The 22,646-nt window shown below is 48.3% G+C and carries 21 protein-coding genes and 3 pseudogenes; 9 read left to right on the top strand and 15 right to left on the bottom strand.

Annotation, left to right across the window (positions count from 1 at the left end; genetic code table 11):
• Positions 1-54: 54 nt before the first annotated feature.
• Positions 55-474, bottom strand: coding sequence for an Rrf2 family transcriptional regulator (locus ENTHG_RS03375; protein ID WP_020078429.1), 420 nt, complete (start codon positions 472-474; stop codon positions 55-57).
• Between the two features lie 111 nt (positions 475-585).
• Between ENTHG_RS03375 and ENTHG_RS03370 the strand changes: the two genes are divergently transcribed.
• The gene (locus tag ENTHG_RS03370) at positions 586-960 is read left to right on the top strand and encodes a hypothetical protein (RefSeq protein ID WP_044173415.1); all 375 of its coding nucleotides are present in this window, start codon (positions 586-588) and stop codon (positions 958-960) included.
• Between the two features lie 327 nt (positions 961-1,287).
• Here ENTHG_RS03370 and ENTHG_RS26390 read toward each other — a convergent pair whose 3' ends face one another.
• Together ENTHG_RS26390 and ENTHG_RS26385 are read right to left on the bottom strand one after the other, a co-directional pair.
• Positions 1,288-1,536 (bottom strand): helix-turn-helix domain-containing protein, encoded by a 249-nt coding sequence (locus ENTHG_RS26390; RefSeq protein ID WP_235611376.1) that lies wholly within the window; start codon positions 1,534-1,536, stop codon positions 1,288-1,290.
• A 32-nt stretch (positions 1,537-1,568) separates the two neighbouring features.
• Positions 1,569-2,054, bottom strand: a complete 486-nt coding sequence (locus ENTHG_RS26385) for an AraC family transcriptional regulator (RefSeq protein ID WP_425325292.1) — start codon at positions 2,052-2,054, stop codon at positions 1,569-1,571.
• On the opposite strand from ENTHG_RS26385, the pseudogene ENTHG_RS25945 reads away from it, so the two are divergent.
• The 6 genes and pseudogenes from ENTHG_RS25945 to aztD form a co-directional block, all read left to right on the top strand.
• Positions 1,967-2,176 (top strand): annotated as a pseudogene (locus tag ENTHG_RS25945) (integrase); the annotation flags it as partial. The gene ENTHG_RS26385 and the pseudogene ENTHG_RS25945 overlap by 88 nt on opposite strands.
• Positions 2,177-2,360: 184 nt before the next feature.
• Complete coding sequence (locus ENTHG_RS03360; protein ID WP_044173414.1) at positions 2,361-4,334, top strand: PhoX family protein; 1,974 nt, start codon at positions 2,361-2,363, stop codon at positions 4,332-4,334.
• A 278-nt stretch (positions 4,335-4,612) separates the two neighbouring features.
• The gene (gene aztA / locus ENTHG_RS03355) at positions 4,613-5,350 is read left to right on the top strand and encodes a zinc ABC transporter ATP-binding protein AztA (RefSeq protein ID WP_044173412.1); all 738 of its coding nucleotides are present in this window, start codon (positions 4,613-4,615) and stop codon (positions 5,348-5,350) included.
• Positions 5,347-6,321 (top strand): zinc ABC transporter permease AztB, encoded by a 975-nt coding sequence (gene aztB / locus ENTHG_RS03350; RefSeq protein WP_237567447.1) that lies wholly within the window; start codon positions 5,347-5,349, stop codon positions 6,319-6,321. The genes aztA and aztB overlap by 4 nt, the downstream gene beginning before the upstream one ends.
• 31 nt (positions 6,322-6,352) lie before the next feature.
• Positions 6,353-7,183, top strand: coding sequence for a zinc ABC transporter substrate-binding protein AztC (aztC, locus tag ENTHG_RS03345; protein ID WP_237567446.1), 831 nt, complete (start codon positions 6,353-6,355; stop codon positions 7,181-7,183).
• Between the two features lie 38 nt (positions 7,184-7,221).
• Positions 7,222-8,475 carry a zinc metallochaperone AztD gene (gene aztD / locus ENTHG_RS03340; RefSeq protein ID WP_044173408.1) on the top strand — a complete coding sequence of 418 codons (1,254 nt, stop codon included), beginning with the start codon at positions 7,222-7,224 and terminating at the stop codon, positions 8,473-8,475.
• A 223-nt stretch (positions 8,476-8,698) separates the two neighbouring features.
• Here the strand turns inward: aztD and ENTHG_RS23975 are convergent, their stop codons facing one another.
• The 5 genes and pseudogenes from ENTHG_RS23975 to ENTHG_RS03320 all read right to left on the bottom strand — a co-directional run bounded on the left by ENTHG_RS23975 (position 8,699) and on the right by ENTHG_RS03320 (position 12,997).
• Positions 8,699-8,953: a hypothetical protein gene (locus ENTHG_RS23975; RefSeq protein ID WP_071825797.1), complete on the bottom strand. Its 255-nt coding sequence runs from the start codon at positions 8,951-8,953 to the stop codon at positions 8,699-8,701.
• 364 nt (positions 8,954-9,317) lie between these two features.
• Positions 9,318-10,501 (bottom strand): annotated as a pseudogene (locus ENTHG_RS03335) (NAD(P)/FAD-dependent oxidoreductase).
• A gap of 41 nt (positions 10,502-10,542) precedes the next feature.
• Entirely contained in the window at positions 10,543-10,878 is a 336-nt protein-coding gene (locus tag ENTHG_RS03330; protein ID WP_044173406.1) for a hypothetical protein, read from the bottom strand.
• Between the two features lie 152 nt (positions 10,879-11,030).
• On the bottom strand, positions 11,031-12,053 hold the full coding sequence (hemB, locus tag ENTHG_RS03325; protein WP_044173404.1) for a porphobilinogen synthase: 1,023 nt from the start codon (positions 12,051-12,053) through the stop codon (positions 11,031-11,033).
• A 59-nt stretch (positions 12,054-12,112) separates the two neighbouring features.
• Entirely contained in the window at positions 12,113-12,997 is an 885-nt protein-coding gene (locus ENTHG_RS03320; RefSeq protein WP_237567445.1) for an amidohydrolase family protein, read from the bottom strand.
• 86 nt (positions 12,998-13,083) lie between these two features.
• Between ENTHG_RS03320 and ENTHG_RS03315 the strand changes: the two genes are divergently transcribed.
• Positions 13,084-14,280, top strand: coding sequence for a nucleoside recognition domain-containing protein (locus ENTHG_RS03315; protein WP_237567444.1), 1,197 nt, complete (start codon positions 13,084-13,086; stop codon positions 14,278-14,280).
• Positions 14,281-14,546: 266 nt separating this feature from the next.
• On the opposite strand, the pseudogene zigA reads toward ENTHG_RS03315, so the two are convergent.
• A pseudogene (gene zigA, locus ENTHG_RS03305) lies at positions 14,547-15,769 on the bottom strand (zinc metallochaperone GTPase ZigA).
• A 36-nt stretch (positions 15,770-15,805) separates the two neighbouring features.
• Positions 15,806-16,207, bottom strand: coding sequence for a phosphoribosyl-AMP cyclohydrolase (gene hisI / locus ENTHG_RS03300; protein ID WP_044178946.1), 402 nt, complete (start codon positions 16,205-16,207; stop codon positions 15,806-15,808).
• Between the two features lie 150 nt (positions 16,208-16,357).
• Here hisI and ENTHG_RS23970 point away from each other — a divergent pair, with 150 nt between their 5' ends.
• Positions 16,358-16,840, top strand: coding sequence for a Fur family transcriptional regulator (locus ENTHG_RS23970; RefSeq protein WP_071825796.1), 483 nt, complete (start codon positions 16,358-16,360; stop codon positions 16,838-16,840).
• Positions 16,841-17,045: 205 nt separating this feature from the next.
• On the opposite strand, the gene ENTHG_RS03295 is transcribed toward ENTHG_RS23970, so the two are convergent.
• The 5 genes from ENTHG_RS03295 to ENTHG_RS03275 all read right to left on the bottom strand — a co-directional run bounded on the left by ENTHG_RS03295 (position 17,046) and on the right by ENTHG_RS03275 (position 22,436).
• Positions 17,046-18,065 (bottom strand): FecCD family ABC transporter permease, encoded by a 1,020-nt coding sequence (locus tag ENTHG_RS03295; RefSeq protein ID WP_187371629.1) that lies wholly within the window; start codon positions 18,063-18,065, stop codon positions 17,046-17,048.
• Positions 18,065-19,021 (bottom strand): ABC transporter substrate-binding protein, encoded by a 957-nt coding sequence (locus ENTHG_RS03290; RefSeq protein WP_044173402.1) that lies wholly within the window; start codon positions 19,019-19,021, stop codon positions 18,065-18,067. Before ENTHG_RS03290 ends, ENTHG_RS03295 begins: the two co-directional genes overlap by 1 nt.
• 21 nt (positions 19,022-19,042) lie before the next feature.
• Positions 19,043-19,870 (bottom strand): ABC transporter ATP-binding protein, encoded by an 828-nt coding sequence (locus ENTHG_RS03285; RefSeq protein ID WP_081653581.1) that lies wholly within the window; start codon positions 19,868-19,870, stop codon positions 19,043-19,045.
• A 191-nt stretch (positions 19,871-20,061) separates the two neighbouring features.
• The gene (locus ENTHG_RS03280; protein ID WP_044173400.1) at positions 20,062-21,099 is read right to left on the bottom strand and encodes a WD40 repeat domain-containing protein; all 1,038 of its coding nucleotides are present in this window, start codon (positions 21,097-21,099) and stop codon (positions 20,062-20,064) included.
• Positions 21,087-22,436 (bottom strand): CobW family GTP-binding protein, encoded by a 1,350-nt coding sequence (locus ENTHG_RS03275; protein ID WP_044173398.1) that lies wholly within the window; start codon positions 22,434-22,436, stop codon positions 21,087-21,089. The genes ENTHG_RS03280 and ENTHG_RS03275 overlap by 13 nt, the downstream gene beginning before the upstream one ends.
• Between the last annotated feature and the right edge of the window lie 210 nt (positions 22,437-22,646).

Here is a 22,646-nt window from a genome sequence, read left to right as displayed (position 1 = left end):
AATTTATGATGACCTTTCAACAACCGGACATTATATGATGCCCGGCTGTTGAATTTATTTATGTTTAAGGACTTCCGGCACAAGCTTATCAAGGGTAAGTTCAGCAAAGCGGTTTGTAATCAGACGTCTCGCCTCTTCAAGCGTATCACTTATTTCATTGTTAACTGCATCCTCTATCTGGCATTTGTCATGCTCAGTCGCCCAGCCTATTGAAAAAAGTTCAGTGCTGCCAATAGCGTGGAAAACCTGAAGGAGAGTGATGTCTCCGAGAGGTTTCTGGAGTGTCCAGCCACCTCCATGCCCTTTTTCAGAATGAATGATACCCGCCTGTTTGAGCCCCTGGAAAAGGCGTCTGACCACAACCGGATTCGTATTAATCATCGAGGCTATATCTTCGGAGGTAACGGGATCGCGGATTTTATCCATATGTATCAGCACGTGTAATGCACGGGACAGTCGGTGGTCTTTTCTCATTTTTTATCCTGTTTGCTGCGAAGTTGCTTATGAAACTTTCGTTGTTGCATAAGTGGCGCGATTTCATGTATCTTATACTATTACATGAAATCCATACAGAGAGTATTTTTTATGTCATTCGATAATGTGTCAGAACAGTTATGGGTCTGCCTCGTCATTGCACTGATGTCCAGTTGCATTTCAATCACCGTCACACAGCAGGAAATGTTTCGCCCGTTGCGTGAATGGATGGTCAAAAAAAATGCCATGGCAGGCTACCTGTTCAGTTGTTTTTATTGTTTCAGTCACTGGGTGGTTTTTGCCGGTGTTGCAATTTACAGGCCCGTTCTTGTTCATTCAGGATTCTGGTTAATTGACCTTGCGGTTACGGCATTCTTTACCATTGGTTTAACGGCCATGTTCAGCGGGATCATCCTGAAAGTGATGAGAAACGCTATCGCCAAAGCAATTGAAGAAAAAGAAATGAAAGACAAGCTGGGTTTGTAAATCGAACGGAGCCTGAAAACCTGGTGATGAAAGCAGGACGGTTAGCCCGGTAATCTGCGCATATAAATGGCACGACTGCTTTACGCTTTCGCACCAGGTTTTGCGATGTTTTTACGTTCGTCTTCCACGCAGTTCACAGAGGTACAGGTACATACTGGTTCTGGCTGCCGGTGTTGATGTGCCGGCAGGTGTTGCTGACATTTTTGTTACGAACAAAAATCCCACAGGTTATTCAGATAACCTTCATATCAGCATGAACTGTTAGCGTCCTGGCATCTCAGTCCGGTTTGCAGTGAACGTTTGCGCATGAATACCGACAGTTGCAGATTAGTGTGTCGACGTCGCTGCTTCGAGTTGCGCAGGTTCCATCAGTGCGAATGCTGTGCGCATTTTGCGCGTCTCCTCTCCGGGGCTACGACCAAACAGTCTTTTGAACTCCCGATTGAACTGCGACGCACTTTCGTAGCCGACCCGCGCTGCTGCCCCTGCTGCAGTAACGTTGTCCCGTATCATCATCAGTCGCGCCTGATGAAGACGCACTGACTTGATGTACTGGATGGGAGAAGTCGCCGCCACGGCTTTGAAATGCGCATGAAAAGCCGGAACGCTCAGGCCAGCGCAGCACGTATGGCTCCGCCCTGTTCACCCAGCAGAACACGAAAAATCAGCTTTCGCATAATTCCCGGCCCCAGAACCCGGGCTTCAAGTGGTGAAAATAATACCTTCAAAAAACGAGCTGTCGTATCTGCCAGCGTCTCGTCAAGTGGTGTGGAGACAATGCCAACGGGTGAATCTGATGCAGTTCTAGCATGGTGATCGACGGCCATAACCAGGTCTGCCACAGCTGTCATATCCAAACCAATGGACACAGCAAGCAAAGGCTCTGCCGGACTGGCATCTGTCTCGCTTGAAAATGGCAGAGGTACTGACAGCATCAGGTAGTGCAATGGGTCGTAGTGGTAAACCCTGTCGGCCAGGTAACCTCGTTTGTGCCCCCTGACAGACCAGTACTCTGATGGAATCCGGCTTATGGACGCAGGATGTGGTAGAATGCCAAATGAGTCTCCAGGAACGTAACAATGTGCGTCAAGCATACATTCATAAGGCAGAGCATCTTGATGCCCGCAAGGCGATGATGCAGAGGTGGTCGGACTATCTGGATATATGCAGAAAAGCATATGTGTCGCCTTATATGATGGTTCAGGAGAACCGTTGAATGGTTAATATAATGAAGCCATATCCACTTATGTGGGGACGGCTTTATTTATCAGTAATACAAAAATGCCAGTGAACTTTTTCTCCTGAACCTCCGCTGTTTCTGACGTTATAAATTTGTAACAAATATTTTTTAAACTGTCCTGTATTGCCACGCAAATCTATGGAAATTACAGGAAAAAGATATGAGCAGACCCCTTAAATCGGTGTTTAAAAAGGAACACAGCGATGAAATCAGTAACCATAGCGTGAACCCCGTTTTTTCTGAGGTAGTCAGCGCTTTTATGTCCCGTCGCCGCTTTCTGCAAATGGGAATGGTGGCGGGCGCTGCCGTCTCCTTTCCCTATCTAGTCAAGCCAGAAAACGCCTTCGCGGCGGAGACAAATCCCTCAGCATTATCTAAAGCGGTGTCGCTGGGTTTCACCAGCATTCCCGTTTCGACCGCAGACACTGTCACCGTGCCGGAAGGCTATATAGCCCGTCCGTTTTATCGATGGGGCGATGCTGTGGGCATAAAGGGCAATCTGCCCGAATTTAAATTCGACGCCAGCAACACCACCGACGAACAGGCGGCGCAGGCCGGTATGCACCATGACGGCATGGCCTGGTTTAGCCTGCCGCAGGGCAAAGAGAACCCGGCACACGGTCTGCTGGCGCTCAACCATGAGTACATTGATAACGGCATGCTGTTTAAAGACGGTACCGCCAACTGGGATCTTGATAAGGCCCGTAAGGGCCAGAATGCGATGGGTATATCAGTTATCGAGGTGAAAAAAAATAACGTGAGCTGGCAGGTGGTCCGTCCCTCCAGCTTTGCTCGTCGCATAACCGTTAATACACCCATGCAACTGAGCGGTCCGGCGCGTCATCAGGTGTTGATGAAAACCGCCTCCGATCCGCAAGGCGAAGTGGTACTGGGCACCATGCAAAACTGCGCCAATGGTCAAACCCCGTGGGGAACGTACCTGACCTGTGAAGAGAACTGGTCGGATATTTTTGTTAAAAAAGCGCCGCTTAACGTGCTGGAGAAGCGCTACGGCATTAGCGATAGCGATAAATCCTACCGTTGGAACGAGGTTGACGAACGTTTCAGCGTCGATAAAACGCCCAACGAGCCGAACCGCTTTGGCTGGGTGGTGGAGATTGACCCCTACGATCCGACTTCCACGCCGCGCAAACATACCGCATTAGGTCGCTTTAAGCATGAAGGTGCTGCCGTGACGCTGGCGGAGGATAATCGCGTTGTGGTCTATATGGGTGACGATCAAAAATTTGAATACATCTATAAATTCATCTCCGAGAACAAATATGACCCTGGCGATCGCAAGGCAAATATGCAGTTGCTGGAGTCAGGCACGCTCTATGTCGCCAGATTCAATGACGACGGTTCCGGCGACTGGCTGCCGCTAATCTTCGGTGAAAATGGCCTTGATCAAAGCAGTGGTTTCGACAATCAGGGCGATCTTCTGATCAAAACGCGCCTTGCTGCCGATACGGTGGGCGCAACAAAAATGGACCGCCCGGAATGGATAGCCGTTGATACCCATGCGAAAGGCAGCGTGTATTGCACGCTCACCAACAATTCCGATCGCGGTAAAGAGGGCAAGGCCACGGTAGACGCAGCCAACCCGCGCGCCAACAACCAGTTCGGCCACATCATGCACTGGCGCGAAGAGAGCGCAGACCCCGCCTCAGCGAAATTTACGTGGGATATTCTGGTGCTCGCCGGGCGTACTGACAGTGACGATCCTAAAGCGAAAGGCTCCATGCAGGGGGCAGAATTCGGTAGCCCTGATGGGCTCTCCTTCGATCACCGCGGCGTGCTGTGGATCCAGACCGATGTCTCCTCCAGTACGATTAATAAAAAAGCGTATGAAGGGATGGGAAATAACCAGATGGTGGCGACCCTGCCCGGCACCAATGAGTATCGACGCTTTTTGACAGGGCCACGCGGGTGTGAAATTACCGGTATCGCCTTTACGCCGGACAACCGTACGCTGTTTATTAATATCCAGCATCCCGGCGAAGGCGGCGACGACATTACCGATCCGAGCAACCCTCGGGCTATCTCCAACTGGCCAGATTCAAGATCAGACGGACGACCACGTTCTTCAACAGTCGTTATCACTAAATCGAATGGCGGGATAATCGGTACCTGATACATCTGGTGCCCTTTTGGGCACCATTTTTTATGGCAACAGCTTGATCCTCCCAACATTCCCCAGGTATCAAATATTTAATCTCGCTGTTATCTGAAGGAATTAACCTTAGCCTTTTATGTTTTCTCTTACTCGCTGAAACGATTATCAATTTTAGCGCTACCTTAAGCCTAGCTTCGTACATGCACGTTCCATATCAAAAAATCGATTAAACGTTTACATTGCAATTGTTATGTTATAACGTTCCAAAAAGTAACTAATTATGTGGAATGGATGTCATGCACGACTACTCTTTGCGTTTTGCAAATCTGGCGCTGGGTTATGAGGGTTTACCTGCGATACAAAATATTACCGGGACGTTACAAAAAGGCTCCCTTACAGCCATTATTGGCCCTAACGGTTCTGGTAAGTCAACACTGCTTAAAGGTATCGCAGGGATTCTGGCTCCGTTAAGTGGCTCCTGTACCGTAGAACCAAAGGCGCGCATTGCCTATCTGCCACAAATATCGGAATTGGATCGCACTTTCCCAGCAACTGTTTCAGATTTAGTTGCCCTGGGTTTATGGCCTAAAAGAGGGTTATTCCGTCATCACAGAATTGAGGATCGTAAACGGCTTACTGATGCACTGGAGTCAGTAGGATTAGCAGGGTTTGAAAAAAGACAGCTTAGTGCATTATCCGGCGGGCAGCTTCAACGCGCGCTCTTCGCACGGGTCATTCTTCAACAGGCAAACATCATCTTGCTTGATGAGCCTTTTAATGCCATTGACGCCACTACTATTGATGACTTGCTTGTGCTGATAAACCGCTGGCATGCTCAGAAACGTACTGTCTTAGCTGTCATGCATGATATCGGTCTGGTTAGAAATCATTTTCCACAGGCCATTTTGTTAAACGGTGAATTAGTGGCATGGGACGAAACAGAACAAGTTCTGCGCCATACCTCACTTCTACCGACACAGAATATGGGCACAGCAGGTGCTTTACCTGGGCAACATGAGGCTACACATTCATGAGCTGGCTTCATGAATGGGTTCTAGCACCTTTTGTCGGCTTCGGTTTTATGCGCCGGGCGCTTTATGGTTCATTTCTGCTTTGTTTAAGCGCTTGCCCAGTTGGCGTTTTTTTAACATTACGCCGTATGAGTCTGGTTGGTGATGCCATGTCACATGCTATCTTGCCCGGTGCTGCATTTGGCTTCTTACTCTACGGATTAGATATATTACCGATGACTATTGGTGGGCTTGTCGCAGGGCTGATAGTCGCTATTTTTGCAGGGGCGGTTTCCCGCTTAACAGTGCAAAAAGAAGACGCTTCAATGGCGGCTTTTTATTTAATCTCACTCGCCGTCGGCGTGCTCATTGTATCGCTTCGAGGCTCAAGCGTGGATCTTATGCATGTCCTGTTTGGAACTGTGCTTGCACTCAATCACGAAGCGCTGTTGTTAATTTTCTCTGTCGCGCTGCTCACACTTCTGCTGGTTTCTATATTCTGGCGCGCACTTATTGCTGAGTGCCTTGACCCTTTATTTCTTCGCTCAGTTTCACGATTGGGATCGCCAGTCCATTTTATTTTCCTGGCCCTAGTGGTACTGAATCTTGTCGCTGGTTTTCAGGCGCTCGGCACTTTACTCTCTGTCGGGGTAATGGTCTTGCCAGCTGTGACGGCTCGTTTCTGGACGAGACGTGTAGCAACAATGTGCGTAGCCTCTGTCCTGACAGGAATGCTTGCATGTATAAGCGGTTTGTTATTTTCATTTCATTTTTCACTCCCTTCAGGACCGTCAATCATATTATCTGTGGGAATTATGTATCTTGTCTCTGCTGCGGCCATGATGGTGAAAAACATCCGCTTAAAAAACTTCGTTAATCTTTTCACTACAAATCGAGGAAATTATTTAATGAGAAAACCCGGTTTTATATCTTTATGCATCCTGACGACATCTATGCTTTTTTATTTTTACTTTCCCGGCGAAAGCGAAAATTAATGTCATAGCAAGCTTTTCTGTTATTGGCGATATGGCAAAAAACATCGGTCAGGATCGCATCGAACTGCGTACTATTGTCGGCCCTAATGGCGATGCCCATGTTTATGAGCCCTCTCCTGCTGACGCGATCGCTATGTCTAAAGCGGATGTCATACTTGTAAATGGTTTACAACTTGAAGGCTTTATTTCACGGTTGATCGAGGCAAGTGAAACTTCCGCACCGGTAATTGAAACAACAAAAGGAGCAAATATTCTCCAGGACCCGGCCGGCGGACACTATCACTTTTATGACGGTAAAGCGGTCTTTCATGCTGCACCGTTTGATCCACATGCCTGGCAATCAGTAGGGAATGCCAGAATATATGTGAAAAATATTGCAGGAGCCTTTTGTGCACAAGATAAAAGTAATTGTGATTTTTATCAGGCTAATGCCCGTATTTATGATGAAAAACTTGCGGCTCTGGAAAATAAAATTATTAAGACTGTCGCTACGATCCCACAGGAAAAGCGTACTGTCGTCGTAGGCCATAATGCATTCAAATATTTTGAACAGGCATATGGTATACATTTCCTTTCCCCTCAGGGTATATCCACCGAATCAGAGGCCTCTGCCGCTGACGTTGCCGGCATCCTTAAGAAAATTAAAGAAAATAACGCATCCGCGGTTTTTTCTGAAAATATTTCCAATCCACGTCTGGTTGAACAAATTGCCAGAGAAGCTGGCCTTAACGTGGCTGGCGTGCTTTATACAGATGCCTTGTCAGAGCCAGGAGGACCGGCTTCTACCTACCTGGAAATGATGGAACATAACGTAACGGCGATTGCGACAGCGGCAAGCAATAGCCGTAATACCCAGCCATAAATACCCGCCGATCAGTTTTATATATGATGGAGAACATTATGAAGAAACGCTTATTATCTACTTCAATCTCAACGCTGCTTTTGGGCCTTTCTGTGATGCCTGCTTTCGCAGATGAAGACGTAACCGCATGGCGTCTGTTCGTCGCCGATCATGATAAACCCGTTGTGAATGTTATTGATGCACTGGATGGAGATAAGCTCGCAACATTTAATGTTAAAGGCCCTGCAAATTTATCTCGCAGCGAAAGTGGTGCCACAATTTTCGCTATCCAGGGTAGTGCTGGCGTAGTATCCACAATCGCTTCAGGCATTGCTTTCCATGATCACGGAGATCATGCAGACATTGATATTGACGCTCCAAGACTATTACCGCTGGAACTAACGGGTAAAAAACCTGGTCATTTTGTTGAACGTCAGGGCAAAATTGCCCAGTGGTTTGACGGGGAAGATAGCGCGCAAATCCTGGGTGAAAGCGCCGTTCTTAAAGGTCAGAAGAATATAACTAAAGTAAATGTTGTTGCGCCACATCACGGCGTTGCTGTTCCTTACGATAATTATGCTGTCGTATCCATTCCCAACCCTGATGATGCTTCAAAACGACCTGTCGGCGCTCGCGTGGTGGACCTGCAAGGTAAAAAAGTGGGTGATGATGCCTTATGCCCCGGACTTCACGGCTCAGCCGGCTCGGGTGATACTTTTGCCCTATCATGTGAGACTGGCCTCCTGCTGATTACGCAAAAAAATGCGGCACCGGTTATCAGGCACCTTCCCTACGCGAAAACGTTGCCAGAGGGAAGCACATCCACCTTGATCGGTGGTAAGGGAATGCAATATTTTATCGGTAATTATGGGCCAGACCGGATTATTCTGGTCGACCCTACCGAATCGGATAGCTTCCGTTTGATTCAGTTGCCTACCCGTCGAGTCCATTTCGTTGTAGACCCGGTACGCGCGAAATTCGCCTATGTGTTTACAGAAGACGGAAAGCTTAATCGAATAGATGTCCTGAAAGGAGAAATTTCGCAGTCAGTGCGTGTCACTGATCCCTATTCAATGGATGGCCACTGGAATGATCCGCGGCCGAGAATCGCAGTCGCTGACAATAAAATTTACGTTACCGATCCGTTGAAAAGTAAAATTATTGTGTTAGACGCTACTTCTTTTAAAAAGACCAGTGAAATTAGTGTCGAAGGGCAGCCATTTAATATTGTTGCAGTCGGCGGTTCAGGAAAAGTACATGGTGAACATCACGATCATGAAGCTCATCATCATGATGATGACCACGCTCATTAATACTTGTAAAACCTAACAACGCCTTTCACAGTAGATCTGCTGATAGCAGATCTACTTTCTGGCTTTAATAATCTTTTTGAATTTATCCTGAGAATCACATCCATGAATATCAAATTCCCTTTCATTTTTTTAACCTCGCTTTACAGCATTTACTGCTCTTACTAATTACATCAGAAACTTTTCAGATTTCGGCCCATACAAGTAATATATTTATTTAACTCTCTCAAAGCTTTTGACTACGCAACATTGAACAGAAAGGGCAATTGCATCCAGCTACTGCCACAGCAGCACAGGTTCCTAAGGTCGTCGTCTGGAACTGACTACTATGCTGGCTGTAAAAGTTACTAATGATGTTGTCTTCTGTTGTGCGCAACTGCTTTCCTGAAAGATCTAAACCAGTCGTATCTTTCGCCTGAAATGCCAGAGCCGGAGTCGAAGCCATTGTCAGGGAGAATGCAACTATCTTACTGATTTTCATGTTAACCTCTTGTTAAATCTTCCTCTGAAACTACAGTGTGAGAAAACGCATAACAACCAGTTATCTTTCGGTATGCGGAATATGAGTCTGGATGTTATAAAATAACATAACACACCCATAAAAAAATGATACTATTGGGTAGTGATGTTCCTCTACAGAAGGCGTTCTGGCTGACTGTAACCAATGCGTACGCAGGCTATAATGGCCAGATATAGCCTGACATCACACACCTTGTCGTATTTTTGCAAGCTTAAACGCTTCAGGCCTGCCCATGTTGGACAGGCTTTTTGTTAATGCCGCTGAACAGGATCTGGTTTATTAGCTTTCTGATCCTCATTTCAGTGGTGAACATCGACTGAAAAAATTACTGTGCGGCCGGGAAATGTAACGTAGCAAAAGCAGGAAAATCCTTTGCCGTTTTCCCAAGTAATCTTTCAGGAGAGAAATCACTCAAAAGTGAAGAACGCCTGTCGTGGAGAATCTCTTCCGCGCAAAGCCGTCCGATCAACGGCCCCAGTGTCATGCCACTGTGCGTCACCATGAGGTAGATCCGTCGCTTAGCAGAGATATAACCAAGTCCTGGAAGTCCATCTGCCGGTCGGGAACGCTGCCCAACAGCTATACGTTCCAGCTGTGCCATTTCCATATTATTAAATAGCTTCCGTAGCCTTTTGTGCATTTCTTCACCGATGTAGCTATCTACCGGTGCCGGGTTTGCAGGATTGGCAAAGCCGTCGAGGTCAGGACACTGAAGCAGTAATCGCCCCCCTCCTTCTGGCCGGACATTTAACCCTGGCGTGATTAAATTCGCCTGTAACTGGGTTAACACCGGGCGCGTATAGCCCAGAAAACCACATGCGATTTTATTTGGCTGGTTCGGATCGATCATTGCCAGTTGCAGCCCAAGTAGCGAAGCAAGTTCGGCAGACCATCTTCCCGCCGCAATGACTATACTGTCTCCCTGCCAACGTTCGCCATTGGCAAGGCTTATCTCTGCCCTATTTTTTCTTCAGTTAACTCTGTCACTTCGCTTTGTGTTTTCAATTCGGAGTTATAGACATGAAGCTCGGACACCAGCCATGCCATAAAAATGGAAGGTACCAGTAAGCATTCACCTGGAAAATACCAGATATCTCCCGCATGAGATCCCACGCGGATTTCAGGAACTTTGCGCCTAAGTTCATCTGCGGAAAGGTTCTGAACAGGATAGTTCAGTTCCAAAAGACGGCTAACCCGGTCTTCTAACCGTTTTTGCTCTGGCGCACCAGCCGCCCATTCATAAGTCCCAGTCGCTTTTAGCCAATGACCTTCTGTGGTCCGTTCCTGTTGTAGCCGGATATGCTCGTCAATCGCCAGCGCATTGAGATGATGATAACTTTCTGGTGTTTTGCCATTTGAATTAATCCAGGCAAAAGTCGTGCTGCTTGTCCCCGCCCCCACATGGCTACGCTCAAAAACAGTGACTTTTGCTCCCTGTTGCGCCAGGGAGCGGGCCACGGACAGGCCGAGTACGCCAGCACCAATGACTGCTATTTTTTTGACCGACATGCCTTTCCTCCTTTTTATCAACTTCCTGACGTTGGGCTTTCTTATGGTTTATCGCCAGGTTCATTCAATACGATCTCCATTGAAGGAGCTGATGTAAGCTTATCTTTATATTCAGCCGATATATCAGGAAGGCTGGTAAACTGACCATCAAGAAAAAGAAAATCTATCTTATTGGCAATATCCTCCAGCGCTTCGATTTCTGTTTTGAGATTTTCCCTCTTTTCCTTATTGCCATCCAGAAGCCAGTTAATGGTGCCATTTTGTTTGGTTAATCCACCAAGATCAATGACATGACCATCGATATTCTGTGCAAGAATGCGGTTTTCACACAGGAAAAGTAGATAAGGCATACGGTCCTGTTTACTGGTTTCGACCATAACTGCTTCCTCCAGATTATTGGGCTGATACAAACGATTCGTCAGAATTCGCAATAAAGATAAGAATTAAAGTATAGAAATACTCGCTGATTATGACGTTTGCTCTCAGCGGTGCTCCTGCTTAGCGACTAAAGAATTTTGTAAACAGGAAATCAATATTCCCGTTTATGTTGATTTAGCCACTGGGCTACCGAGCTCGCAAAGTAAGTCAATATGCCGTCCGCCCCGGCGCGTTTGAAGCATATAAGTGATTCAAGCACCGTTTTCTCTTCGTCGAGCCAACCATTTCGGAAAGCGGCCATATGCATCGTATATTCCCCTGAAACCTGATAGGCAAAGACTGGTACTGCAAAAGTTTTCCTGGCTTCCCTGATAATATCCAGGTAAGGCATGCCCGGCTTAACCATCACCATATCAGCTCCCTCCTGCAAATCCTGGGCAATTTCATGCAACGCTTCCATCGCATTCGCCGGGTCCATCTGATAATTCTTTTTGTCCCGCTTGCCCAGCGCCATGGCAGATTGAGTGGCTTCGCGAAAAGGACCGTAATAGTTTGACGCGTATTTCGCTGAATATGCCATGATCTGGATATTAAGCAGTCCATTCGTTTCAAATGCCTGTCTGATATGCCCGATGCGGCCGTCCATCATGTCGCTTGGCGCGACAATATCCGCACCCGCTTCGGCGTGCGTAAGCGCCTGTCTGGTCAGAATTTCTTTTGTCGGCTCATTAAGTACATATCCATGTTCGTCAATGATGCCGTCCTGACCATGTGACGTATAGGCGTCAAGAGCAACGTCAGTTATCACCCCAAGTTCAGGAAAATCATTTTTAAGCGCCCTTATAGCTCGCGGAACTAAGCCAGATGGATCCCATGAAGCGTCTGCCATCAGCGACTTATCAGAACTTTCGATACACGGAAATAGTGCAATAGCAGGTATACCTGCCTGGACAAATTGAGCGGCATCATGAACCAGCATATCAACCGACAGACGAAATACACCCGGCATCGACGGCACTTCCTGTCGCACGTTTTGCCCCTCAATAATGAATACAGGTAAAATCAGGTCGTTTACGGTCAGCTGATGTTCAGCGACCAGACGGCGACTGAAAGAATGGGTGCGGGAACGGCGCAGTCGTCGCGCCGGGAAAGAACCAGGAATGATAATACTCACAAAATGTACCTTTTCTGCTTCTCAGGGAGAAGTTAAGCCTGAGCAAAATAAATACGTGACTAGCGAGAGAATTCCAGTGGCAGGCCGTACTTCTGCTGTATGGTGTGCCCATTCCAGATAACGTGGCCATTTACCAGCGTCATATCAACCGCACCACCGCCTGACAAAATCCGGCCTTCAAAGGGGGACCACCCGCATTTGTATGCCACATCTTCCCGGATTATCTGTTGATGACTGAACGGATCGATAACCACCAGGTCCGCCCAATAGCCTTCTCTGATATTGCCACGATCTTTAAGCTGGAAGCGCTCGGCTACAGCATGGCTGGTCTTTCTTACCACCATTTCCGGGGTAAAAATCCCCCTGCTACTCATATCCAGCAGTGCAGGAAGAGCATGCTGCACCAGCGGTAAGCCGGAAGGCGCAGCAAAATAGTCATTCTGCTTTTCCTCCAGTAAATGCGGCGCATGGTCAGTTGCGATAACGTCGATAATGCCTTCATTAACGCCTTTCCAAAGAGCTTCCTGATGAAACGAGGACTTTACAGATGGATTACATTTGAGCTTATGCCCCAGCGTTTCATAATCGTCATGATTAAAAAACAGGTGATGAACGCAGGCTTCAGCCGTGATGGTTTTCTGGCGCAGCGCCTCCAGCGTGGGGGCTGCATCAAAAAGAACAAGTTCGTCTGCGGTGGTAATGTGCAGAACATGTAATCGGGTACGATGTTTTTTCGCCAAAGAGACGGCCTGGCGGGAGGATGTCAGGCAGGCGTCCACAGAACGAATAGCGGCATGTTCGCCAGGAGGAATATCGCCCCCAAAACGAGCCCGCCATATCGCCTCATTTTGCTTTATTGTCGGGGTATGCTCGCAATGTGTTGCCACAAGACAAGGGGCATTAGCGAAAATACTTTCCAGCACCTGTTCATCGTCCACCAGCATATTCCCGGTACCTGAGTGAAACATCAGGTGCGCCGGTACTGGCAGTCAATGCCCGGGAAGCTGGCAGCAATGTTCGCCAGGGAATAGTGCAGTTGCTGTTGCAGGATAAACCTGCACCCTCCGCTGTCTCTTTACCTCGTCAAAAGATACCGGTAATTAATCTGCTGGCTGAATCTCCTCAACAAACGATATTTGAACATCGTTGGTGTGGAAAAGTTGCTGCAATAGTATGCCTTTTCCTGCTGTTTGCCGTTCCGGTATGGGGGGCATGGCTGCTGTCAGATTTTATTCAGCCTGTCATTGACAGTGCGGTTATTCAGCCGCTTAAGAATATAACGACGAGCTGGCCCGACGTTCTGAAGACACTATTTGTCGGCAATTACGGTCTTTTTAGTCTGGGACTTTATTCGTTTGTATGGGCATTTCCTGTGGTGGTACTGATAGGGTTGTCTCTTTCGCTGACTGACGACAGTGGACTTAAGGAAAGAATTACAGCGACGCTGGATCCCTGGTTGAGAAAACTCGGCCTCAGCGGTCAGGACCTTATTCCTGTATTAAGCGGTTTCGGCTGTAATGTCGTGGCGGTTTTTCAGAGCCGTTCGTGTTCGCGATGCACCCGGCATGCTTGTATAAGTATGATTAGCTTTGGGTCCGCTTGCAGCTATCAGACGGGGGCGACGCTTTCTCTTTTTAATGCCGCCCATCAACCATGGCTCTTTATCCCCTATCTCAGTCTGCTGTTTTTCACAGGCGCAATACATACGCGACTCTGGAACGGGTCGTTGAAGCCTGGCCAAAACCAGCGTCTGACAGAGCTCACCTGGCTACAATGGCCACGCTGGCGAAATGTGACATGGATGCTGAAAAATATCCTCCGTCAGTTCATTACGCAAGCCATGCCGTTATTCCTGATTATCTGCATTGTTGCGGGGATGCTTGATTACGCAGGGATCACTCGCTGGCTGAGTGAAACGACGGCACCTTTACTTCATCTTTTTAAACTGCCAGCAGAACTGATGCCCGGGATCATTTTTTCACTGCTAAGGAAAGATGGTTTGATGGTGCTCAATCAGGATGGCGGCAGCTTAATACAGTCTCTCAGCACATCTCAGTTACTGCTACTTGTCTGGCTCGCCTCTACGTTGATGGCCTGCCTTGTCACGGTATTTACCATCGCCCGGGAAATAAACTGGCGGTTTGCAGCAGCAGTGGCGGGAAAACAGGTATTAAGTTCTCTGGTGGTGGCTCTGGTGATATCCCAGTTATTTATTCATGAGGCATAAGTATGATCCCCAAGACTTACCAGCAATGGTACCGGTGCATCACAGAAGAATGTGGAATTCCCTTGACGCAGGCATTTATTGCATCCCGTCTGGCAGTCCTTGAGTCCCAAGACCATCAGGAAACCAGACGTTTTGTCTCGCTATATGGGCAACAACATCTGAATAGTGTTGTACAGTGGTTCAAAAAAGCTGGGGAAGAATTGTTGTAAATCTGCCCCCTTTTCGCTTTCATACGAAGGCACCCGACAAATGCGGGTGCCTTCGATTCATTCTTCGAACCAGGGCTCAACAGGATCGGAATAATGCCGCCACTTTTGAGGCCCTTCTGCCATTTCTGCATCCGTTAACAGGGCGGAATCCAGTCTGTTGCGCAGTTCTGATTCATTCATATCCATTCCAATAAAAACGAGTTCCTGACGGGCATCACCAATGCCATCTATCCAGTTAGACATGATGAACTTCAGTGACTCAGCATCCTCTGGCCAACGTTCTTTCGGCACACTAGCCCACCACATGCCCCCCAGCCCCTGGCGCGCAATGCCACCTGCCTGCGACCATGAACCTGCGAATTCCGGACGGCTGGCCAGCCAGAAGTAACCTTTTGATCTGACGACTCCATCCAGCTCATTTTCCATCACCTGCCAGAAACGGGTCGGATGAAAAGGCCGGCGGGCGCGAAAGACAAAGCTGGTGATCCCATATTCTTCTGTCTCCGGCGTATGTTCGCCCCGGAGTTCTTTAAGCCAGCCGGGTGCCTGAGCGGCCTGCTCGAAATCAAACAGCCCGGTATTAAGTATGTTGCCCAGCGGAACCTGTCCAAACTGTGAAACAACGATTCTGGCCCGTGGATTAAGCGAACGTAAAATCGCCATTAGTTTTCTTTTTGCGCTTCACTGATAAGGTCAACTTTATTAAGGACCAGCACATCACAGAATTCAATCTGATCGATCAGCAAGTCAACAACGCTCCTTTCATCACCTTCACCTAACGATTCTCCGCGTGACTGAATGCTGTCTTCCGAACCGTAGTCTTTCAGAAAATTGTACGCATCCACCACAGTGACCATGGTGTCAAGGCGGGCCACCGTCGAAAGGCTTTCACCGTCATCGCCCGCAAAGGTAAATGTTTCAGCAACAGGCAGAGGCTCAGATATACCGGTGGACTCAATGACAAGCTGATCAAAACGCCCTTCTTTTGCCAGACGATTAACTTCGAGAAGAAGATCTTCGCGCAATGTGCAGCAAATGCAACCGTTGCTCATTTCTACCAGTTTTTCATCAGTCCGGGAGAGTTCTGCACCACCTTCCCTCACAAGGGCAGCATCAATATTCACCTCAGACATATCATTAACAATGACAGCAACACGACGGCCTTCCCGGTTGTTCAGAATATGGTTAAGCAGTGTCGTTTTCCCTGCTCCCAAAAATCCCGAAAGTACGGTAACCGGCAGGCGTTTATCGCCATGAAAATTTGCACTGACTTCGGACATTACCTTACATCTCCTCAGATATTCGTTGTGTTCGGATTAACCAGGATCGTTGAGCACGGTTAGCTCATCGCCTTTAATGGCGTTGTAAAAACAACTCCGCCGACCTGTGTGGCAGGCTCCACCTATTTGATCCACAAGCAGTAGTACCGCATCTCCGTCACAATCCAGACGGATATCATGTACTTGCTGAACGCAGCCGGAGGTCTCACCTTTTCGCCAAAGGCATGATCGGGATCGCGACCAGTAACAGGCTCTGCCAGTCAATAAGGTTTCATCAAGAGCCTGTTGATTCATCCAGGCAAGCATCAACACCTCACCAGTGTCATATTGCTGTGCAATCGCAGCGATCAATCCATGAGAATCCCAGGGTATTGATGCCAGGATATCTTCAAGTTTAAAAACTGCACCTGCATGGGCTTTTTCCAGTAAGAGAAACATTGGCACCTCACTTATCATGTGTTATGTTATAACGTAACAATAAAATTTGCCAGTTCTTCTTTACTTACATGGCACGATCAAAACATCAGTAGATTTCCATCGTTTCAGGACAAGAAAAGATAACATCGCTTGAAAATTACAGGAGGCCCGGTGAGTAATAGCCCATATTCTCTAAGTACAAGGGACACTGCATTATCGTCTACGGATTGTTCCGGGCTGAGAGAGCTGATTGAGAGTAAGAAAATACGAATCACACCGCTCCGGGAGAGAGTTTATAATTTCGTCAGTCATGCTAAAGAAAAAGGCATTAGCGCATACCAGATACTGGAATTAATGAAGAAATATAATCCGAATGCAAAACCGGCTACGGTTTATCGTTCTCTGGATTATTTGCAACAGGCAGGGATTATCGTAAAAATAGAATGCTGTAGCAAATTTATCAAAAAAAATAATTTATCCTCTGATGTTGTGACTATTTTTTTGATTTGCTCAAACTGCGGAACAATAATCCAACATACTGACCACCTCATTCATACTTACATTGAGAAAAAAGCAATAGATTATGGTTGTGCTGTACAAAAAAAAGATATTGAAGTTAAAGTAATTTGCCCTGATTGTCGAGGAAAGGGTTAAATCACCAATACGAATAATCATTGAAATCGAGCCAGGCGATAAATAAATTTTAAAATATTTAAAAGCCATCACACTATTACCTGAGTCTATAATAAATATAACCGTCAACAAGGATTGTCGGTTGCTTTCATAATTGGCGTCAACAACCTCAACCTTCAGAATGAATAAAAGACATCAGAGCCTTATTTTTCTGTCTTATATGTGCTTAACAGGCCGTATTTCTGGACGAATTTCGTGCGAGTAACATGATAATAAACAACCCTCCAATGTCCGCCGTAATAATGCCAATTGGTAGTTCCTGCGGTGCCAGTATCGTCCGGCTGACTATATCGCCGCCACACAGTAATATTGCACCCCAGACGCCACACAAAGGTAACAACAACAGATGCTTAACTCCTGCAAAATGCCGACACAAATGAGGCACCATTAAGCCAACAAATCCAATCACGCCAGTCAATGCCACCAACAACGATGTTGCCAACGCGCAACAAAGAAAAATCTCGATGCGCAGACGACTCACGTTTATCCCCAGAGACAACGCTGTCTGTTCTCCTGCCAGCACACCATCCAGAGAGCGCCACCGCAACAGGACAAAGGCAAACAGCAACACCAGGCTGAACACTGCGAAAGGCAAATTATTCCAGGTGGCTAATCCCAGACCACCCAGTGACCAGAAAAGCACAGAACTGGCGGCTCGCTGATCGCCCGAAAAAATGAAATAACTGGTCAGCGCCCCGAACAAAAAAGAGATGGCAAGACCGCAGAGAATTAGATGCTCAGCTCCGCGTTGCTTTTTAAAATGAAACAACAGCATTACTGCTATGGCGGAACACACACCACCAACAAACGCCGATACGGGGAGCGTTAATACACCGAGTCGATCACCAAAACGGGTGATCACCAGCACCGCTCCCGCTGACGCGCCGGAGGATAGCCCGAACAAAAAAGGATCGGCCAGATCGTTACGGGTGGTAGTTTGTAACAACGCCCCCACCATTGCCAGTCCCGCTCCTGTCAGCACAGAGAGCAACATCCTTGGTACGCGTAAATCCGTCACAATTCTGCTGACCATGGCAGATACCGGCTCATCCACCAGCTTCAGTGCTCCCAGCACCTGCATCAGCGACAGTGAGACTGTCCCTCTGGTAATACTGAATAACATCAACCCAATCAGCACTACCATCGCTCCCCACATCGCCCAGTGATAACGGTACGACATGAGCATCACTTCGCCACTGTCGGGTACATTGCCCGCGCGAGTTTTTCCACTGCATGAACATTGGCTGGCCCCGGTGTCAGTTCAGCATATTGTAATTTCAGGTATCGATGATGCTGAACAGCCGGAGTCAGTTTCATTAGCGGATGATTCTCAAGAAAATGACGCAGTGCATCCGCACCGCTGCCCGTCTGGTAATCCAACAAAATAATGAAGTCCGGCTCAGTAGCGGCCACGCTTTCCCAGGAAGTCGTTCCCCAACTGGTATCCAGCGTCTCCATTACATTTTTACCGCCAGCCGCCTCAATGATTGCCGTAGGCATCGCATACTTACCACTGGTAAATGGTTTATCCTCGCCTGAGTCGTAGACGAACACCTTTAAAGGACGGGTGCCTGCCGCTGGCTTCGGCAGTTCGTTCAACCTCTTTTTCCAGCCGCTGACCAGGGTCTGTGCTTCATTGCGTTTGCCAAAAATCTTACCCAGCGTAAGGACATCGTTATACAGCAGATCCATGGTGGCTTTATTTTTGTGCGCAGTGGTGAACACACAGCTTTCACTCAGAACAAAAGTCTTGATGCCATATTTGCTTAGCGTATCCGGCGTCACTTCGCCACCCACCTTCATCCCATAGTTCCAGCCAGCGAAAAAGAAATCAGGTTCGGCTGCCAGCAATGTTTCCAGGGTGGGATATTTGGGTGCCAGTTCAGGGAGCGAGCCCATCGCCTTTTTAAATTCCGGCGTCATTTTGTACCAGCCACTAATACCGGTCAGCCCAACAATACGATCCTGCAAATGCAGTGCAAACGCCATTTCTGACATATTAAGGTCGTTGATAACAGCCCTTTTCGGCGGACCGGCGAATGTGACAGGAGTCCCACAACTTTCAATAGTAACAGGAAAATCAGCAGCACTGGCTACTGAGGCAGACAGTACCGCCAGCAGGAATATAAACAATTTTTTCATCACTGACTCTCAGAAAGTAATTTATGCACAATGCGGAACTTCAAAAATACGCAACGCCTTTCCTGTATGGGGATGCGGTACGGTAAAACTGGTCAAGCCAAAGACGGGATAAAGGTATTCTGATACCAATACCCTCTCCGGTGTGTCACAGATCACTGATTGCCCCTGCGACAAGAGGAGAACACGGTCAGCAAATGATTCTGTCAGTGTCAGATCGTGCAATACCGCCACGACGGTAATTCCCTTAGTTTTTACAAGGGAAAGTAGTTCCTCGCGCCCGGGAGGATCGAGATGATTGGTGGGTTCATCAAGCAATACCAGGTCGGGCGTCTGTGCCAGTACCCGTGCCAGCGCTGCCCGTTGTCTTTCGCCGCCGGAAAGCGATAAAAGTGACCGCCTGCGTAGCCGTTGTAATCCGGTTTCTTTAATGGCATTTGCTACAATCGCATCATGTACATTACGCGGTACATCCCCGGCATGAGGGATACGCCCCAGCGCTACATAATCCTCAAGGGATAATCTCGTATCAGGTGTATCATTCTGGGCCAGAACAGCAACCAGCCTGGCCCGCTGTTGACGGGATAAAGCAGACATAGAGCGGCCCCGCAGAAGAATGTCACCGTTTAGATGGGTCAGTTCCTGACTAATTGCTCTCACGAGGGAAGTTTTACCGCTGCCGTTAGGCCCGATAACGGCCAGACATTCTCCGGCTTTGACCGCAAAATGGACGTCTGAAAGCAACGTCCCGCCGCCCGGCCGCGACAGAGAATGGATATTAACGCTGAGAATACTTTCCAGCGTATCACAATCATCTTTTTCTATCAGATTACTTACGGTATTGCGCTTCACGGTGTTCCTTCTTGATTTCTGTACGGGCAATCAGGACGCCGCCGACATCCTGTTCGCTCAAATCGTTCACGATGACGCACATCGAAGCTGCGGCTGGGGTGTCTGCATTAACAAATTTTTAACCGCGTGGTTTTACCTGGACTAAGAAAACCGTTCAGAATCGTTAGCGGTTCTCTCTTCATTTGCTTCTCTCAGTCGTGACCGGTCAGCCGCAGCAATTTGACTGTTCCATCCGCATAACCTGAGGTCAGATATTCCCCCTCCGGATGCCAGCACAGCGCGCTAACTGCTTCGTCATCAGCCAGAATCGCCAGTTCCTGCCGTGTTCCAGCATCATAAAGGAACAGGATGCCGTCCTCCGCACCGCTGGCAAGCCATTGACTAACGGGACTGAACGACAGCGCCGTAATTGTTCCCAGATGTACCGGCAGGTAATCAGGCTCAGTGCCTTCCGGGCCCTCGCCACTGCAATCCCAGATCAGGATTTCCTCCCCAGCACCAGTAGCAAACAACTGCCCATCATGGCTCCAACAGAGATGACGAACCTTTGAGTTATAACCACTCATCTGGCACGATTTTTCTACAGATTTCGCCCAAAGCAGCACGATACCTTCCTGGCTGCCTGCTGTTATCCACGCACCATCCGGACTGGCGGCCAGACTGAGTAATGATCCTTTCCAGGAATAATTTCGTATTGGCTCTGCTTTGCCGGGTTGCCAGTGGCTGACCTGACCGTAACACGACGTCACAATACTGCCGTCAGCCATCCATTCCAGCCCTGTCAGCGTGCTGTCCACAGGCTCAAAAGCCTGCTTAAGTAACCCCCGGTCATCCCACAGTTTGAGTTGCTTACCGGCAATGCTGGCAAGCATACCACCAGATGACCAGGCCAGTTTTTCCACCCAGCCCCGCCCCGCTTTCCAGCATGCGGAGGGTTCGCCGGTTACCGGCTCCCATATCACAATAGAATCATCCTGGCCCCCGCTGGCGAGTTTCTGCCCGTCCGGCGACCAGGCCAGCGCCGTCGTACCTAATTCATGTGCTGAATGCCGCCATAGCAGACGACCGTCATCCCCCGAGTAAAGCGCAACCTCGCCATCTGCGCTAGCGCAAGCCAGTAATCCCCCAGACGGCGACCAGGCTAACAGGTTGATATAGTCATTAGCATTCGTCGCCCACAATGGAACCAGCTGCTGTTGAAATTCAGTACTATCTGTCACGCCAGACATGCCTGTACTCCCCGGATCAACATCTGACGATCCAGATTGCGACCAATAAAGACGATCTCACTGCGTCTTGGCTCTCCGACTTTCCATTCACGATCAACATTGACATCCATCAGCATATGAACCCCCTGAAAAACCACCCGCTGGTCTTTTCCTGCCAGGTTCAGGATGCCCTTGGAGCGGAAGATATCCTGTCCCCGCGATGACAATAGCAATCGTAACCAGTTGTTCAATTTATATTCCGATAACGCACCTTCCACGGTAATACCTACGGACGTCACTTCCTCGTCATGGCTGTGTGCTGCGCTGAAGGCGCGGGATATGACAGGCTTTTGCGCCACATTATTGCAGTACAGCGCCAGCTCAAACTCTTCGGGCAGATGCTCGGTTACCAGTGCATAGTTTCCCTCTTCGGGGATCGCCATTCTGAGCGTCTGTGCTCCGGTTTCAGGGACCAGGAGCGATACAACCCGAGGTGAAGGAACCAGTTCAACATCCACTTCCCCCCGCAAACTGTCACGGGAAAATGCGTTATCAGCCTGCGCGATAAGCTGCATAAAGGCGTGTTCGTTGCTTTCAGGTATGGCAGTAAACAAAACATCGATGGACGGATCAGGCCCGGTGGTGTAATGCAGTTCGGTTACGCCCGCCGGTAAATGCCAAATGCCTGCCCACTCAAACGGATATTCAGGTTCCAGAAACTGTGGACGTTCCTGTAAGACGCGCTGTAAATCAAACCCACCGACATCCAGCACCGTAGGGATATCAACTTCTGCATTCACGGTGCGTTGGATCCGCGCCAGGGCGTTCATGCTGCGCAGGCGAACCTCCAGTTCGTCCAGTTCAGCGGGCGAGACAAGATCGGCCTTATTCACCAGGAGAACATCGGCAAATGCGATTTGTTCGCAAAGTTCACTGCTGTCGTCCAGATGCAAACCGGCATGTTTGGCATCCACCACTGTGATGATACCGTCAAGACGAAGTGCAGAACTAACTTCATCATCAACGAAGAAAGTCTGTGAAACCGGCCCGGGATTGGCCATCCCGGTGGTTTCGATCAGGATACGGTCAAACTTATCGCGGCGGCGCATCAGACGACTCAGGATACGAATCAAATCGCCCCGCACCGTGCAGCAGATGCAGCCATTATTCATCTCAAAGACTTCTTCATCTGCATTGATGACCAATGCATCATCTATACCGATTTCACCGAATTCGTTCTCAATAACCGCCACCCGCAGGCCGTGCTGCTGGCTGAGAATATTGTTCAGTAGTGTGGTTTTGCCTGATCCCAGAAACCCGGTCAGAACGGTAACGGGAATACGATTATCTGTATTCATGCTAAGCCTTCTTTTCATTCCGCTCATGGTCAGTATGTTATAACATAACAATAAGTGGTTAAGCTAATCTGTATTTTGATTCGGGGAAAATCATGGCAACAAATCTATTCTTTCAGCTTTATCTGCCAGTCCCGGATGGTTCATCACTTTGGGTTAATTAGCCCGCTTAACCGGGAATAAACCATCAGCATGACCAGCAACAGTTTTTGT

The organism is Phytobacter massiliensis JC163, assembly GCF_000321045.1.
In the GTDB taxonomy this organism is placed as follows: domain Bacteria; phylum Pseudomonadota; class Gammaproteobacteria; order Enterobacterales; family Enterobacteriaceae; genus Phytobacter_A; species Phytobacter_A massiliensis.
The sequence above is the reverse complement of the archived record's forward strand: the minus strand, read 5'-3'. Positions and strand labels throughout refer to the sequence as shown.